The 14,798-nt window shown below is 69.5% G+C and carries 15 protein-coding genes; 6 read left to right on the forward strand and 9 right to left on the reverse strand.

Annotated features, from left to right (window positions below; translation table 11 throughout):
• The first annotated feature begins 38 nt into the window (after positions 1-38).
• Positions 39-1,817, forward strand: a complete 1,779-nt coding sequence (aspS, locus tag RMN86_RS12800; protein WP_309606232.1) for an aspartate--tRNA ligase — start codon at positions 39-41, stop codon at positions 1,815-1,817.
• Here aspS and RMN86_RS12805 read toward each other — a convergent pair.
• Positions 1,807-2,628 carry a pentapeptide repeat-containing protein gene (locus RMN86_RS12805; RefSeq protein ID WP_309606233.1) on the reverse strand — a complete coding sequence of 274 codons (822 nt, stop codon included), beginning with the start codon at positions 2,626-2,628 and terminating at the stop codon, positions 1,807-1,809. The two genes, aspS and RMN86_RS12805, sit on opposite strands and share 11 nt — an antisense overlap.
• A gap of 97 nt (positions 2,629-2,725) precedes the next feature.
• A complete protein-coding gene (locus tag RMN86_RS12810) occupies positions 2,726-5,200 on the reverse strand; it encodes a ribonucleotide reductase (protein WP_309606234.1) in 2,475 nt (824 codons plus the stop codon).
• 195 nt (positions 5,201-5,395) lie between these two features.
• On the opposite strand from RMN86_RS12810, the gene RMN86_RS12815 reads away from it, so the two are divergent.
• Positions 5,396-5,800 carry an NADH:ubiquinone oxidoreductase subunit NDUFA12 gene (locus RMN86_RS12815; protein ID WP_309606235.1) on the forward strand — a complete coding sequence of 135 codons (405 nt, stop codon included), beginning with the start codon at positions 5,396-5,398 and terminating at the stop codon, positions 5,798-5,800.
• 10 nt (positions 5,801-5,810) lie between these two features.
• Positions 5,811-6,425: a DUF2155 domain-containing protein gene (locus RMN86_RS12820; protein WP_309606236.1), complete on the forward strand. Its 615-nt coding sequence runs from the start codon at positions 5,811-5,813 to the stop codon at positions 6,423-6,425.
• Here RMN86_RS12820 and aat read toward each other — a convergent pair.
• The 4 genes from aat to aroQ are packed head-to-tail and all read right to left on the reverse strand — an operon-like array spanning position 6,362 to position 9,344.
• Positions 6,362-7,012, reverse strand: a complete 651-nt coding sequence (gene aat, locus RMN86_RS12825; RefSeq protein ID WP_309606237.1) for a leucyl/phenylalanyl-tRNA--protein transferase — start codon at positions 7,010-7,012, stop codon at positions 6,362-6,364. The two genes, RMN86_RS12820 and aat, sit on opposite strands and share 64 nt — an antisense overlap.
• A gap of 15 nt (positions 7,013-7,027) precedes the next feature.
• Complete coding sequence (gene accC / locus RMN86_RS12830; protein WP_309606238.1) at positions 7,028-8,383, reverse strand: acetyl-CoA carboxylase biotin carboxylase subunit; 1,356 nt, start codon at positions 8,381-8,383, stop codon at positions 7,028-7,030.
• Between the two features lie 10 nt (positions 8,384-8,393).
• The gene (accB, locus tag RMN86_RS12835) at positions 8,394-8,876 is read right to left on the reverse strand and encodes an acetyl-CoA carboxylase biotin carboxyl carrier protein (RefSeq protein ID WP_309606239.1); all 483 of its coding nucleotides are present in this window, start codon (positions 8,874-8,876) and stop codon (positions 8,394-8,396) included.
• Positions 8,877-8,900: 24 nt separating this feature from the next.
• Complete coding sequence (gene aroQ / locus RMN86_RS12840) at positions 8,901-9,344, reverse strand: type II 3-dehydroquinate dehydratase (RefSeq protein ID WP_309606240.1); 444 nt, start codon at positions 9,342-9,344, stop codon at positions 8,901-8,903.
• Positions 9,345-9,424: 80 nt separating this feature from the next.
• Here aroQ and thiS point away from each other — a divergent pair, with 80 nt between their 5' ends.
• The 3 genes from thiS (at position 9,425) to RMN86_RS12855 (ending at position 11,940) form a co-directional block, all read left to right on the forward strand.
• Positions 9,425-9,625: a sulfur carrier protein ThiS gene (gene thiS / locus RMN86_RS12845; protein WP_309606241.1), complete on the forward strand. Its 201-nt coding sequence runs from the start codon at positions 9,425-9,427 to the stop codon at positions 9,623-9,625.
• 1 nt (position 9,626) lies between these two features.
• Positions 9,627-10,415: a thiazole synthase gene (locus tag RMN86_RS12850; protein ID WP_309606242.1), complete on the forward strand. Its 789-nt coding sequence runs from the start codon at positions 9,627-9,629 to the stop codon at positions 10,413-10,415.
• A gap of 556 nt (positions 10,416-10,971) precedes the next feature.
• Positions 10,972-11,940 carry an MBL fold metallo-hydrolase gene (locus RMN86_RS12855; protein ID WP_309606243.1) on the forward strand — a complete coding sequence of 323 codons (969 nt, stop codon included), beginning with the start codon at positions 10,972-10,974 and terminating at the stop codon, positions 11,938-11,940.
• Between the two features lie 167 nt (positions 11,941-12,107).
• Here the strand turns inward: RMN86_RS12855 and RMN86_RS12860 are convergent, their stop codons facing one another.
• The 3 genes from RMN86_RS12860 to RMN86_RS12870 are packed head-to-tail and all read right to left on the reverse strand — an operon-like array spanning position 12,108 to position 14,764.
• Complete coding sequence (locus RMN86_RS12860) at positions 12,108-12,527, reverse strand: hypothetical protein (RefSeq protein ID WP_309606244.1); 420 nt, start codon at positions 12,525-12,527, stop codon at positions 12,108-12,110.
• Positions 12,527-14,032: an FAD-dependent oxidoreductase gene (locus RMN86_RS12865; RefSeq protein ID WP_309606245.1), complete on the reverse strand. Its 1,506-nt coding sequence runs from the start codon at positions 14,030-14,032 to the stop codon at positions 12,527-12,529. The genes RMN86_RS12860 and RMN86_RS12865 overlap by 1 nt, the downstream gene beginning before the upstream one ends.
• A gap of 3 nt (positions 14,033-14,035) precedes the next feature.
• A complete protein-coding gene (locus RMN86_RS12870; protein ID WP_309606246.1) occupies positions 14,036-14,764 on the reverse strand; it encodes a DsbA family protein in 729 nt (242 codons plus the stop codon).
• Between the last annotated feature and the right edge of the window lie 34 nt (positions 14,765-14,798).

A 14,798-nucleotide genomic window follows, 5' to 3' on the forward strand; every position in this document is an offset into this window, starting at 1 on the left:
CTTCCGCGCCTCGTAAAACAGCCGAATTTCCCAGGTAAATGCACGCCTACCGCACCCACACCTGCGGCGCGCTTCGCGCCGCCGACACCGGCCGGACGGTCCGGCTTTCGGGCTGGATCCACCGCAAGCGCGACCACGGCGGGCTGGTGTTCGTCGACCTGCGCGACCACTACGGCCTGACCCAGCTGGTGCTGCACCCGGAGACGCCGGGCTTTGCCCTGGTCGAGCGGCTGCGCGCCGAAAGCGTCATCCGCATCGACGGCGAGGTTGTGGCGCGCGCGCCCGAGGTGGTGAACCCGGGCCTGCCGACCGGCGAGATCGAGATCCGGGTGACCGAGGTGACCCTGCTGTCGGAAGCCGCCGAACTGCCGCTGCCGGTGTTCGGCGAGCCGGACTATCCTGAGGAAATCCGGTTGAAGAACCGCCACCTGGACCTGCGGCGCGAGACCCTGCATCGCAACATCGTCCTGCGCTCCAAGGTCATCCAGTCGATCCGCAACCGGATGATCGGCCAGGGTTTCCTGGAATTTCAGACGCCGATCCTGACGGCCTCGTCGCCGGAGGGCGCGCGCGACTTCCTGGTGCCGTCGCGCCTGCACCCAACGAAATTCTATGCGCTTCCCCAGGCGCCGCAGCAGTTCAAGCAGCTGCTGATGGTCTCGGGCTTCGACCGCTATTTCCAGATCGCCCCCTGTTTCCGCGACGAGGACCTGCGCGCCGACCGATCCCTGGAATTCTACCAGCTCGACGTCGAGATGAGCTTCGTCACGCAGGAGGACGTGTTCGCCGCCATCGAGCCGGTCATGCACGGCGTGTTCGAGGAATTCGCCGACGGCAAGCCGGTGACGCCGTACCCGTTCCCGCGCATCCCCTATCTCGAATGCATGGCCAGGTACGGGACCGACAAGCCCGACCTGCGCAATCCCATCCGTATGCAGGACGTCTCCGATCCGTTCCGCGGCGCCGGCTTCGGCCTCTTCGCGCGCATCCTGGAGGATGGAAAGAACGCGGTGTGGGGCATCCCCGCGCCCAAGGGGGGCAGCCGCGCCTTCTGTGACCGGATGAACAGCTGGGCGCAGGGCGAGGGCCAGCCGGGGCTGGGCTACATCTTCTGGAGCGAGGACCAGGGCGGCTGGGGCGGTCCCATCGCCAAGAACCTGGGACCCGATCAGACGGCCGCGGTGATGGGCCAGCTGGGCATGGGTCCGGGCGACGCGGCCTTCTTCGTCGCCGGCGATCCCAAGACCTTCGCCAAGTTCGCCGGCGGCGCGCGCACCAAGGTCGGAACCGACCTGAAGCTGGTGGACGAGAACCGCTTCGAGTTCGTCTGGATCGTCGACTTCCCGATGTTCGAGATGAACGCGGAGACCAACCACGTCGACTTCAGCCACAACCCCTTCTCGATGCCGCAGGGCGAGCTGGCGGCGCTGAACAGCCAGGATCCGCTCGACGTCCTGGCCTACCAGTACGACATCGTCTGCAACGGCTACGAGCTGTGCTCCGGCGCCGTCCGCAACCATCTGCCGGAAATCATGCTCCGGGCCTTCGAGATCGCCGGCTATGGGCCAAGCGTCGTCGAGGAACAGTTCGGCGGCATGCTCAACGCCTTCCGCCATGGCGCGCCGCCGCACGGGGGCCTGGCGCCCGGCATCGACCGCATCGTCATGCTGCTGGCCGGCGAGACCGCCATCCGCGAGGTCATCGCCTTCCCGCTGAACCAGCAGGGCCAGGACCTGATGATGAACGCGCCGTCAGACGTCAGCGACAAGCAACTGAAAGAGCTCAGTATCCGGCTCGCTCCGCCCCTCAAGGCCTGACCGTCGCGCGCGTCCGCGGGGCGCCAGTCCCGCAGGCGCGTGGCGTCAGCCCGCTGGGCAGCCGGGTCCTGGCGTCCCCGCACGCCTCGTCCACCTGGTCCTGGGTCAGGCCACGGGCGCGCGACAGATCGACGCCGGCGATCAGCGTGTGGGCCAGCTCGGCGTCTCGAAAGTCGGCCCCGTCGAACCCGCCGCCGGTCAGCACCGCCAGGGTCAGGTCCGCCGAGCGGAACGACGCGCGCTCGAAATGCCCGCCTGTCAGCACCGCCGCGGTCAGAGTGGTGTCGCGGAAGTCGGCGCCGCGGGCCGCGACCCGGCTCAGGTTGGCGGCCTGCATCCCGGCCGAGCGGAACCCCGCCTCGGTGAGGATCGCCCGGCTGAAATCGGCCCCGGTGAGCGAGGAATCGCTGAGGTCGGCCTTGCTCAGGTTGGTTCCCGCGAACACCGCGCCCCTGGCCTCGATGGATCGCAGGCGGGCGTGCGACAGGTTGGCGTTGGTAAAGGTCGCGGCCAGCATCTCGGCGTTGGTCAGGTCGGCATGGGAGAGGTCGGCGCCGGTGAAATTCGACTTCAGGAACCGGGCGTCGCGCAGGTCGGAACCGACCAGGGCCGTGCCCGAGAAGTCCGCGCCGATGAAGTGCGCGCCGGTCATCTTGCGGCCCGACAGCTCGCACTTGGGGCAGGCGCCGCCAAACGCGGTGAAGCGCGGAATTTCCCTGTCCCCGCCCGCGGCCAACGCGCCGGAGGCGCAGGACGCGGTCATCACCAGGGCGGTGAGCGCGATCAGGGCTTGGAAGGCTTTGGTCGGCACGCGGTGGAATTCCTCGATCCTTGCGCCTTGCCTCTGCGCTTGGACGTCGCGGTGCGCCACTTAATTCGCGGTAATTCTTAAGGGGTTACGGGATTTTTCAGGCCCCGAGATCCTCTCCGAAGCGGCCTGCGCGGGCGCCGCAGGTCTCGCAGATCAGCGAGGCGCCTTTGCGCACCACCGCCACGTCGCCACAGGCGGCGCAGACATCGGCGGCCTCCGGTCTGGTTGCGCCGATGACGCGGCTCGCCACCGGCAGGAACACCAGATTGTCGGGCGCCGCGCCCCGGGAAAACCCCCGCGAGATGAACCGGGACGCCGGCTGCGGCGCGCCTTCCTCGAACGGCGCCGCCTCCAGCGCGTCGGCCTTGCCGCGCCCCAGGCCATCGGCGTTCAATTCACCCGGATCGGCGCTGGAGAGGTCCTCGCGGCCAAGATAGGATACCCCCAGCTCGCGGAAGATGTAGTCCAGGATCGAGGTCGCCGAACGGACCGTGTCGTTGCCGGTCACCGGCCCGGCGGGCTCGAACCGGGTGAACACGAAGGCGTCGACGAACTCCTCCAGCGGCACGCCGTACTGCAGGCCAATCGAGATCGCGATGGCGAAATTGTTCATCAGCGAGCGGACGGCGGCGCCGTGCTGGTGCATGTCGATGAAGATCTCGCCCAGCTCGCCGTCGTCGTATTCGCCGGTGTGCAGATAGACCTTGTGACCGCCGACCGCCGCCTTCTGGATATAGCCCTTGCGCCGGTCCGGCAGCTTGCGCCGGGTGCGATCGCGCTCCACCACCCGTTCGACGATGCGCTCTTCGGGCGGGGCATCCCGGGTGACGCGAGGCTCTGTCAGGCTGGGAATTTCCAGCTTCAGATCGGCCGGCGGGGCGGCGCGACGCAGACGAACGGCCCCGTCGATGCCGCTCAGCGCCGCCAGCGCCTGGTCGGGCGTGGCGTCCCACGGCAGGGTGACCTCCACCACCGGCGGAACCGAAAGCGCCGGCTCCAGCGCCCGCAGCATCGCCAGCGCGGCCCCCGCACCCAGGTCGTTGGCCGAGCGGAAGATGTGGCGGGTCGGTCCGGCGAGGAACGCCGCGGCGCTCAGGCTGCCGACTCCCAGGACATGGGCCTCGGCGGCGGCCACCTCGGCGGCGGAGAATCCCAGCAGGCCGAGGATGTCCAGCGCCGGATCGGCCAACTCGGCGTCGCTTGCGCCCAGGACGTCGCGGATGAAGCCGTCGCCGATCACCGCGGGCGTGAAGGCGTCGCGCAGTCGCCGCGCGCCGGGCAGGGCGGCCTCCACCGCATCGAGTTCGTGGTCGGTGAAGCCCCGGGCCAGCAGGGCGGCGGGGTTGACCCCCGGCGCGTCGGCCAGATCCCTGCGCCCCAGCAGCCAGGCTTGGGCCTCGGCCGCATCGGCGCCGGCCAGCGCCAGCCCGCGCACGGCGGCGTCGGACAGCACCCGCACCAGTTCACCGTCGGCGGTTTCGGCGACGGTCACCGGACCGCACCAGGCATCGCCCGACAGCCGTCCTCCGCCCAGGCGCAGTTCCAGCGCCGCGTCCTGGAGAAGCGCCAGGCCGCCTGGCAGGCCGACGCCCTCGATGGCCCGCGCCGCGGCCAGATAGAGTGCGAGCGCGGTCTCGCGGCCCGCGTCGCTGTCGTAGTCGAGGCCGTGGGCCACCAGCCAGTCGCCAAGGCCGGCCAGGCCGATCACGGCTGGTCCCTCCGACGCCGCGAGCGCCATCGCCAGCAGGGCGACGGTCGCCTCGAAACCCTCCACATCGAACCCGTCGGCGGTCCAGAAGCCCATCAGGTCGACCCCGCCGCGCGCCGCACCCGCGGCGCTGGCGATCCCCTCGGCGGTCGTCCGCCGCGAGGCCAGTACGACGGCCCCGGTCGCCCACGCGGCCCGCGCGACACCTGCGTCGGCGACCCCCGCGACCACCAGCCGGACACCGCCGTCGGTCGAGGGCAGCGGCGCGACGGCCCAGGTGTCCTCTCCGCCGCGCGCCAGGGCTATGGCCTCAAGGATCAGGCTGTCCGGCGCGCCGGCCGCGCGAGCGGTCTCGGCGGCGCGCGCCAGGCCGGGATTCTGGCCAGGGTCGGCGCAGGCTCGTGGATCGCCCTCGCACCTCAGGACCGCGTCCATCACCGCCTGCAGGCGGCGGCCGAATTCCGCGGCGGCGAAGGCCGCGGCCTCGCGGCCCCGGTGCGCGGCGACCAGGTCGGAAAGCGCCGCGCCGATGTCCGGCGCCGCGCTGTCGATCACCGGGCTGGCCTGACCGGCGGGCGCGGGACCGATGGCGATCACGCCTTGCAGCAGGGCCTCGGTCAGATCGTCGCGGAATCGCGTGCGCGCCCGGACGTCCTTCACCAGCCCCCGGGCCTGGGCCTTGACCGTCAGGCCCTCCACGATTTCGCCGATGGCGGCGGGGAGGTCGCTCGCCCCGCCCGCCCAGTCGATCCAGGCGTCCAGCCGCGCGGTCGTCCAATGGCTCGGGGCTCTGGCCTCCGTGAGCCGACCCCCGACCTCCACCCTCCGCGCCTCGATCCTCGTCCGCGATGTTTCGCGACCCATCAACCGACTCCCTGGCCGCCAGGGTAGGCGTCTGGCGTCGCGCCGATCAATAGATGTTGTGGTCAGCCGTCACTTCATCCCCAATATCTTGCCGAAAATTCCGTCCGGCGCGACGCTGGACGCTCCAAATCCGCCCGCCTATAGTCCGCGCGCGCTCCCGCCCCGCCAGCCTGGCCCTGAGAGACGAAGCCCCCCGTGCTCAACGTTCTGAAGTCGATCTTCACCTGGTGGAACGGCGCCACGATCGGCGCGCGGTTTCACATCGGCCGCCGCGGCGTGTTCATCGGCCAGGATGAGCGGGGCAATCGCTATTTCGAGGCGAAGGACAATTCCGACAGCTTCGACGGCCGCCTGCGGCGCTGGGTGATCTACCAGGGCTATGCCGACGCCTCCAAGGTCTCGCCGGACTGGCACGGCTGGCTGCACCACACCTTCGCCCTGCCGCCGACTGTCGAGCCCTTCGTCATCAAGCCCTGGGAGAAGGCGCACCTGCCCAACCTCACCGGCACCATCCACGCGCGCCGTCCGCAAGGCTCGCTGGCCCGCGGCGGCGAGCGCCAGAAGGCCACCGGCGACTACGAGGCCTGGACCCCGGAATAGGCCGCTGCTCGTGTCCTACAAAGCGTTCCTCAAGCCCTATCGCAAACTCGCCCTTGGGCTCACGGCCCTGGCCCTCCTCGCCACGACGAGCCTGGTTCGCGCGCAACCCGGTCCGACGGAGGAGCCCGCCGGCCCGCCGCCCGCTGAGGAGGCGCCGCCGGCCAGCGTGCCGACGCCCGCGCCTATCGCCGTACCGGCCATCTCCGAAAAGGAGGTCGCCGCGGCGCCGCCGGTCGAGACACAGGACAAGCCCACCGGCGTCCCGGTTCGCCGCGCGCGCTATGACGTCGCGGTCCTGCAGGCGCTGGACAAGGTGACCGCCGAGAGCGTCCGATTCGAGGCCGCGGTGGGTCACCCGGTGCGCTTCGGAAGTCTGGTGTTCACGGTCAAGGCCTGCGAACGCTCGGCGCCCGACGAGGCCATCGACGACTCCATCGCCTATCTGACGGTGGACTCCCAGCCCCGGCCGCAACCCGGCAAGCCGTCGCTGGCGCCGCGCCAGGTCTTCAAGGGCTGGATGTACGCTTCATCGCCCGGCCTGCACCCCTTGGAACACCCGGTCTACGACGCCTGGCTGATCATCTGCAGGGCCACCGCGCCGCCCATCGCCGCGCCCGCGCGCTGAAAGTTCGCCTGGACGGTCAGGGCTGTGGCCAGGCGCCGCCGATAGTCGGCCCGTGAGATCTCCCGCGCCCCGAACTGGGTCAGGTGCGCGGTCATGAACTGGGCGTCGAGCAGCCGGTAGCCGCCGGCGATCAGGCGCGCCACCAGGTGAACCAGCGCCACCTTCGAGGCGTCACGCTGCCGGGAGAACATGCTTTCGCCGAAGAACGCGCCGTGCAGCGCAACCCCATAGAGGCCGCCGACCAGCTCACCATCCTGCCAGCATTCGACGCTATGGGCGAACCCTTCGGCGTGGAGGCCGACATAGAGGGCCTCGATCGGGCGATTGATCCAGGTCTCCATCCGCCCCGGTCCGGCCTCGGCGCAGCGCCGCACGACCTCTCGGAACGCCGTGTCGATGCGCACCTCGAACGGCTCCGTCCGCACCGTCCGCGCCAGCCTGCGCGACACATGCAGCCCCTCCAACGGGATCACGCCGCGGCGCTCGGGGTCGATCAGGAAGACCCGCTCGTCCTCCCGCGCGTCGGCCATCGGGAACACGCCGCGGGCGTAGCAGTCGAGCAGGTCGCGGGCGTCGAACTGCGCCATGCCGCCCGTCCGTCGCTAAGCGGCCGCCGCCGCCTGGGCCTTCATCCAGGTCTCCAGCCAGTGGATATTGTAGCGCCCGGCGATGATGTCCGGCTGCTGGATCAGCTCCTGGAACAGCGGGATGTTGGTGTCGATGCCGGCCACCACGATCTCGCCGAGGCAACGGTTGAGGCGCGCGATACATTCGTCGCGGTCGCGGCCGTGGACGATCAGCTTGCCGATCAGCGAGTCGTAATAGGGCGGGATCGTGTAGCCGGCGTAGAGCGCGCTATCCAGCCGCACGCCCAGGCCGCCAGGCGCGTGGAAGTCGGTGACCAGGCCGGGGGAGGGGGCGAAGGTCTTCGGGTTCTCGGCATTGATCCGGCACTCGATGGCGTGGCCCTCGAACACCACGTCCTTCTGACTGAACGACAGCGGCAGGCCGGCGGCGATGCGGATCTGCTCGCGCACCAGGTCGATGCCGGTGATCGCCTCGGTGACCGGGTGCTCCACCTGCAGACGGGTGTTCATCTCGATGAAGAAGAACTCGCCGTTCTCGTAGAGGAACTCGATGGTGCCGACGCCCAGATAGCCGATGGCCTTCACCGCATCGACCACCACCTTGCCGATGCGCGCGCGGGTCGCCGCGTCGATGGCCGGCGAGGGGGCTTCCTCCAGCACCTTCTGGTGGCGCCGCTGCAGCGAACAGTCGCGTTCCCCCAGGTGGCAGACGTTGCCGAAGGAATCCGCGATCACCTGCAGCTCGATATGCCGGGGGGTCTGCAGATAGCGTTCCATATAGACCGCGTCGTCGCCGAACGCGGCCTTGGCCTCGCTGCGCGCCGTCGAGACCGCCTCGTACAGGTCGGCCTCGCTCTGAGCCACCTTCATTCCCCGTCCGCCGCCGCCGGCCGCGGCCTTGATCAGCACGGGAAAGCCGATTTCCAGCGCCGCCGCCATGGCCTCGTCCTCGGTGGTCACCGCGCCGTCGGAGCCGGGCACCACGGGAATGCCGGCGGCCTTGACCGCCTGCTTGGCGGTGATCTTGTCGCCCATCAGCTTGATGTGCTCGGGCCTGGGCCCGATGAAGGTGAAGCCGTGGGCCTCGACGATCTCGGCGAAGCGGGCGTTTTCCGACAGAAATCCATAGCCTGGATGGATCGCCTGAGCCCCGGTGATCTCGGCCGCGGCGATGATCGCCGGGATGTTCAGATAGCTCTTGGCCGCCGCCGGCGGGCCGATGCAGACGCTCTCGTCGGCCAGTCTCACCCACATGGCGCCGCTGTCGGCCTCGGAGTGCACGGCGACGGTGGAGATGCCCATTTCCTTGCACGCGCGGTGCACGCGAAGGGCGATCTCGCCGCGGTTGGCGATGAGGATCTTGTCGAACATGGCGCTCGCCCTAGCCGATGACCGCGAGCGGCTCGCCGAACTCCACGGGCTGGCCATCCTCCACCAGGATCGCCACGATCCTGCCGGCCTTGGGGGCGGGGATCGGGTTCATGGTCTTCATGGCTTCGATGATCATCAGGGTCTGGCCGGCCTCGACGGTGTCGCCGATGCTGACAAAGCTCGGCGCGCCGGGCTCGGGTTGCAGATAGACGCTGCCGACCATCGGCGACTTGACCTCGTCGCCGCTGGCGCGCGCCGGGGCGTCAGTCGCGGCGACTCCAGGGGCGACCGCCACGGGCGCGGGCGCCGCCATCGGCGCGGCGTGCATCATCTGCATCGGCGCCGCGGTCAGGGTCTTGGCGACCCGGATCTTCAGGCCGGCGTGTTCGACCTCGATCTCCGAAAGGCCGGTCTCCGTCAGGATGTCGGCCAGTCGGCGCACCAGGCGCGCGTCGATCGGGTCGTCGGCGGGGGCCTTGGGGGGGCTAGCCATGGAAATACCTTCGCTTCTTGGTCTTCAGGCCTGGCGGCAAAGGCCGGCGGCGGCCTCGACCGCCAGTTCATAACTCGCGGCGCCGAAGCCGGAGACGACGCCGGTCGCCGCCAGCGACACATAGGTCTTACGGCGAAACGTCTCGCGGGATGCAGGGTTCGACAGGTGACACTCGATGACCGGCACCCCGACCATCTTCAACGCGTCCAGCAGCGCCACCGAGGTGTGGCCATAGCCGGCGGGATTGATCACCACGGCGGCGGCCTTGTCTCGGGCTTCCTGGATCCAGTCGATCAGCTCGCCCTCATGGTTCGACTGCCGGAAGACGATCGTCCAGCCGAGCGCCGCCGCGCGCGCCTCGCAGAGCCTGCGCACGTCGTCCAGGGTCTGTTGGCCATAAATCTCCGGCTCGCGGACGCCCAGGAGGTTGAGATTGGGCCCGCTCAGCACATAGATCGGTTTCGACATTGCGCTCCGCCGTCGATTCCGCCGACTTGTACCGGTCAGGGCAGCGGGTCACAAGCTTGGCGACCTGGAGGCCCGCGTTCATGAACCTGACCGTCAACGGAGAGCCACGCGCGTTTCCGCCGCTGGCCGATCTGGCGGCGCTGGTCGTGGCGTTGGGCCTTGACGCTCGCAAGGTGGCGGTCGAGCGCAATCTGGAGATCGTGCCGCGCTCGGCCTATGGAAGGACCCCGCTCGCCGACGGCGACCGGATCGAGATCGTGCACTTCATCGGAGGCGGCTGACATGGACGGGTCTGCACCTGGGACCGACACCTGGAGCGTCGCCGGCCGCACCTTCACCTCGCGCCTGATCGTCGGCACCGGCAAATACAAGGACTACGCCCAGAACGCCGCGGCCGCCGAGGCCGCCGGCGCGGAGATCGTCACCGTGGCGCTGCGCCGGGTGAACCTGTCCGATCCCAGCCAGCCGATGCTGGTCGACCATGTGAAACCCGACCGCTTCACCTTCCTGCCCAACACCGCGGGCTGCTTCACTGGCGAGGACGCGGTCCGCACCCTGCGGCTGGCCCGCGAGGCCGGCGGCTGGGACCTGGTGAAGCTGGAGGTGCTGTCCAACACCAAACACCTGCTGCCCGACATGGAAGAGACGCTGCGGGCGCTGAAGCTGCTGATCGCCGAGGGGTTCCAGGTGATGGTCTACTGCACCGACGACCCGGTCTATGCGAGCAAGCTGGAGGACGCCGGGGCCGCGGCGATCATGCCGGCCGCCGCGCCCATCGGGTCCGGGCGGGGCATCCAGAATTTCCTCAACCTCGGCCTGATCATCGAACAGTCGAGTGTGCCCGTGCTGGTTGACGCCGGCGTCGGCACGGCGTCGGACGCCGTGCTGGCCATGGAACTGGGTTGCGACGCCGTCCTGATGAACACCGCCATCGCCGAGGCCCGCGATCCGATTCGCATGGCGCGCGCCATGAAACACGCGGTCATCGCCGGCCGGCAAGCCTACCTCGCCGGCAGGATGCCCAGACGGATGTACGCCGACCCGTCCTCGCCGCTCGCGGGCCTGATCTAACGCCTCCGGCCCTCAAGTTGCCCCCCCTAAAGCTCGTCCTGGCCCGGCTCGTGAGCCTGCCCCGGGCGGGTCGCGTAGCGACGCGACCCGGGGGGCCACCCATGATCGCCGCGGCCACCACGCGATCCACGCCGCCGCCGCCACCCTCCCGCCATGACGGTGATCATGGGTCCCCCGGACAAGCCGGGGGAAGACGATCAAGAAGGAGAGGCGGTTGCGCCAGCGCAGCCGCCGAATGCGCTAGTGTCCCGATTCCGAAATTCGCGGGCGCCTATGGCCTGCGCGGTCGAACTTCGGAATCGATGAGGTCGCCCGTCGCCCGCGTCGGGCGGGCAATGCAGCCTCGCCAACTAGCAGACGTTCCGAAGGGCTCAGAAGGGTGGTGAGTCGCCGTTGGCTTGCCGCCCCTGAAGCGGCGTTGGTTGCCACCGGCTTTACAGCTCCTAACTGCAGGCGCAGCTTGCCAACCTGAGCCGAGTGGGGGCGAGACATGGAGAACCCGGGGGTCGGCCTTTCACGCCGCGGACTGCTGGCCAGCGTCGCGGCCGGATCAACGATGGCGGTCGGAGCTGGGTCGGTCGCGACGGCTGCAGACACCTGTGCAACAGCCGAGGACGCACAGGCCGCCCTGGTGGCGCAAGTGCGGGCCGCCTTACAGGCCGCCCAAGGGACCAAGCTGGTTCTGCTGGGCACGGGCGCCGGCCCCGCGCCCGGTCAGCTGCGGCGCATGACCTCGCACCTTATGGTCAGTAACGGCGCGGCCTATGTGCTGGACTGCGGGCTTGGGCTGACGAACCAGTTCGCCCGCACCGGCACGGCCTTCAAGGCCGTGCGCGGCATCTTCATCACCCACCACCATCCCGACCACAACATCGAGTACGGCCCGTTCTTGGAGATCGGCTGGGTCCGCGGCATGCTGCAGAGCGTGCGCGCCTTTGGCCCGCCGCCGCTGGCGCAAATGACCGAGGACTTCTTGCGGTCTCAGAAGGCGACGATCGATTTCTGGGCCGAGGACTTCCAGAGGCCGCCGCTGCAGATGATCGAAGTCCGTGACCTTCCAACCGCGGGACCGGTGATGCAGGACGAGAACGTCAAGGTGACTTCGGTGCTGGTGCAGCATCCGCCCGTGACGCCGGCCTACGGCTATCGCTTCGATTTCCACGACCGCTCGATCGCCTTCTCGGGCGACACCGTCCCGCTGGAGGCGGTGGCGCAGATGGCCAAGGGTGCGGACGTGCTGGTCCACGAGGCGATCAACTTCGCGGCGGTCGAGGCGTTGCAGCTCCGCCTGCAGCATCAGGGCCTCCTCCCCACCTCGATCGAGACCGCCATGCTTCACATGCACGCGGACCACTCGCCGGCGGAGGAAGTTGGGCGGATAGCCCAGGAGGCCGGCGTCAGGACCCTGGTGATCTCGCACCTTGCCCCAGGTGATGCGAGCGTCAGTGACGCCGCTTGGCGCGCTGCAGCCGCGCGAATCTTCAAAGGAGAGATCATCGTCGGTCACGATCTGATGGTGATCTAGGGACCGTCAGAGCAGACGCGAGGAACGGCTGAGAAGGGTCGAACCCCGCCTTGGGTTGCCCACCGGAGGGCGGACATCCGGCGCGGCGGCCGGCACGCATCGGGCAGACTCGCACGACGCACGCCCTGGGGAATCCCGGCCAGGACTCTTACGTCCCCATCAATCCACTAGGTCTTCGGCTTGTACTTGGTGTGACAGGCCGTGCAGGTATCGGCCAGGGCGTTGGCCGCTGTCGAAAAGCCGGCGCCGTCCTTGGCCTGGGCGGCTGTTTCCGCCGCTGCCGCCAGTCTGGCGAAGTCGCCCGCGGCCTGCGTCCATTCCGGTCCGGCCTTTCGCTGCGCGCCGTTGAGGTGAGCGGCGACCTTCGTCAGCGTCTGGGCGGCTATCAGTCCCTCCTGCCAGCGGGCCTCGGTGACCTTGGCGGCGTCAGGGCCGTTGGCCGGGTCCACATCGCCGCCAACGGCAAACAGCGCGTTCGAGGCCGGCTCAACGACCCTTTTCATCTCGTGCTTCAGGCTCACGCCGGCCGCGACCGCCGCCCCCGCGATCGACAGGCTAAGCAAGCCGGCCAGCAGCGGCGTCCGCATCAGCGAACTCCGCCCGCCAGCACACGCTCGACATCGAGCTCCGGCGACAATCCCAGGCCGCGCAGCATGTCGGCGCGTTCCGGCCCGCCCTTGGGCCGATAGGCCGCCGCGTTGGCCTTGCGGCCGCGCGCCCAGTAGCCCAGCACCTTGGAGATGTTGGCCGGACGCTTCAGCCAGGCCTGCGGGTCCTCCAGCATGTGGAACCCGCGCAGCGCCGCGCGCAACAGGTCGGTGTCGGAGCGCACGGCCACCGCCACGCCATCCTCGATGAACCGCCGGGCGATGCGGCTCTTCAGGCTCGGCCGATGGCCTGGGGTCAGCGCCTGCCGGGCGCGCCGGATCGCCGAACGGTCAGCGTCGCGCATCACCGAATAGTAGGGCCGAAGCTCGGCTTCGACGCGGCGCTGGTAGGCGTCCAGCCGCGCCGCCGGGTCGCTGAACAGGTTCAGCGCGTCGCGCAGCAGATGCGCGCTCACCGCGGCGAACGAACAGCCCCGGCCGTAGAGGGGGTTGGTGCGCACATGGCTGTCGCCCACCGGAAAGAAGCCCAGCACCGCGGCCTTGCCGCCCGGCGCCATGTCGCGCCAGCGGCTGTGCAGGTCGCCCATGCCGAACACCTTGCTGATCGCCGTCGACGTCGTCGGATCAACCCAGGGCGCCAGGCCCGGCAACGCGGTGCAGACCGCGTCGAACACCGCCGGACCGACGATCGTCTTGCGAAGTTCTTCCTCGATGTCCGGCACGCAGAGGGTGATCGAGAAACAGCCGTTGTCGCCCGGAAACACCCCGAATTTGAGGTATTCCAGGTCGCCGGTCAGCGGCGCCTTGCCCCGCTCGGGTTCCGGCGCGCCGGGGTTCAGCCGATAGTGCCGGGTGTAGTAGAGGATGCCGCAGTCCTCGGACTCCTCGGGGATCGCAACGCCGGCCTCGCGCAGTTGTTCGACGGCGCTGGAGGTCCGGCCACCAGCGTCGACGACGATGTCGGCGCTCAGCGTGTGCAGGCCGTCGACATCCTCGATGATCACCCCGGTGACCGTCGGAACGGTGCCCGGCGTGACCTGCAGCTCCTTCACGAAGACGCCCGAGCGGATACTGAGGTTGGCCTGCCGTTCGACATAGCGTCGCATGACCAGTTCAAAGGTTGTCCGCCGGCTGGTCAGCACCGCCAGATCGGCGTCGATCGGCAGGGGGACATAGGTGCGTTTCTGACTCTCGCTCAGCCCGCCCTCGAACCCCAGGTCCCGGCAGCCCGCCGCAAGCAATTCGGCCAGCAGCTGCGGGTGCTGGTCGCGGATCAGCAGGCGCAGGCGCGCCAGGAACGCATGGCTGTGGCGCAGGTGGCCAACGCCGCGCCGGTTCCAGGTCTCGAAGGCCTCGTCCGGCCCGCCCTGCGGCGGGGGCGGATCGCGCTCCAGCAGCACCACCTCGCGGTCGCCGGGCGCGAGCGCGAGCGCCGTCCACAGGCCGGCCATGCCCGCGCCGATCACCAGAACCTTCTCAGCCATCTGCTAGCTCCGCGTCTTCGCCGGACCGGCCTTGGCCGCAGCGATGGCGGCTCGAAGCGCCGCCATGTCAGCCCCTGGAATCATGGTCTCCCCGACGATGAAGGCCGGGGTGCCCTCGATCTTCAACGCGCTGGCGAGGGTACGGGTGTCGAGGAGTTGGCGGGCGATCTGCGGGGCCTGGGCGGCGGCGCGCGTGGCGACCGGATCGATGCCGAGGGCGGTCATCCGGCGATCCAGCGCCGCGTCATCGAGCGCCTTCTCGGTCATCCAGCCGCGGTAGAGATCCAGCCCCTTGGCCTTGGCCGCCGGGGTCAGCGCCAGCTTCGCGGCCGTGTCGGAGACCGCGCCGAAGATCGGGAATTCCTTGAACACGAACCGCACGTCGGGGTTCTCTTCGATCAGCTTCAACACCTCGGGCGCCGCGAGCTTGCAGTAGCCGCAGCGGTAATCGAAGAACTCCACCACCGTGATCCGGCCCCCCGGATTGGCCACGAAGTCGCGCGGATCGCGCTCCAGCTGCTGGCGATATCTGTCGAGGGATTCGGTGGAGGCCTTCTGCGCCGCCAGCCGGTCGCGCTCGTTCAGCTTCACCGCCGCCTCGCGGATCACCTCCGGGTGGGCCATCAGATAGGCGCGCACCTTCTGGCCAAAGGCGGCGTCCGGCGTCTTCTGGCAGGCGCACAGGGTCAGCGCGGCGGCCAGGCCGGCCAGGATGCGGAACGCTGGGGTCATGCCAGGGACATAGCCGCGCGCGGTCGCCTTGCGA

This window comes from Phenylobacterium sp. (assembly GCF_031360265.1).
Lineage (GTDB): Bacteria > Pseudomonadota > Alphaproteobacteria > Caulobacterales > Caulobacteraceae > Phenylobacterium.

Coding starts and splice junctions, on each gene's coding strand:
- aat (WP_309606237.1), bottom strand. CDS start 7,012: ATGGCGCAGTTCGACGCCCGCGACCTGCTCGACTGCTACGCCCGCGGC.
- RMN86_RS12855 (WP_309606243.1), top strand. CDS start 10,972: ATGGCGGTCGGAGCTGGGTCGGTCGCGACGGCTGCAGACACCTGTGCA.
- RMN86_RS12870 (WP_309606246.1), bottom strand. CDS start 14,764: ATGACCCCAGCGTTCCGCATCCTGGCCGGCCTGGCCGCCGCGCTGACC.
- RMN86_RS12810 (WP_309606234.1), bottom strand. CDS start 5,200: ATGGGTCGCGAAACATCGCGGACGAGGATCGAGGCGCGGAGGGTGGAG.
- RMN86_RS12860 (WP_309606244.1), bottom strand. CDS start 12,527: ATGCGGACGCCGCTGCTGGCCGGCTTGCTTAGCCTGTCGATCGCGGGG.
- accC (WP_309606238.1), bottom strand. CDS start 8,383: ATGTTCGACAAGATCCTCATCGCCAACCGCGGCGAGATCGCCCTTCGC.
- aspS (WP_309606232.1), top strand. CDS start 39: ATGCACGCCTACCGCACCCACACCTGCGGCGCGCTTCGCGCCGCCGAC.
- accB (WP_309606239.1), bottom strand. CDS start 8,876: ATGGCTAGCCCCCCCAAGGCCCCCGCCGACGACCCGATCGACGCGCGC.
- thiS (WP_309606241.1), top strand. CDS start 9,425: ATGAACCTGACCGTCAACGGAGAGCCACGCGCGTTTCCGCCGCTGGCC.
- RMN86_RS12850 (WP_309606242.1), top strand. CDS start 9,627: ATGGACGGGTCTGCACCTGGGACCGACACCTGGAGCGTCGCCGGCCGC.
- aroQ (WP_309606240.1), bottom strand. CDS start 9,344: ATGTCGAAACCGATCTATGTGCTGAGCGGGCCCAATCTCAACCTCCTG.
- RMN86_RS12865 (WP_309606245.1), bottom strand. CDS start 14,032: ATGGCTGAGAAGGTTCTGGTGATCGGCGCGGGCATGGCCGGCCTGTGG.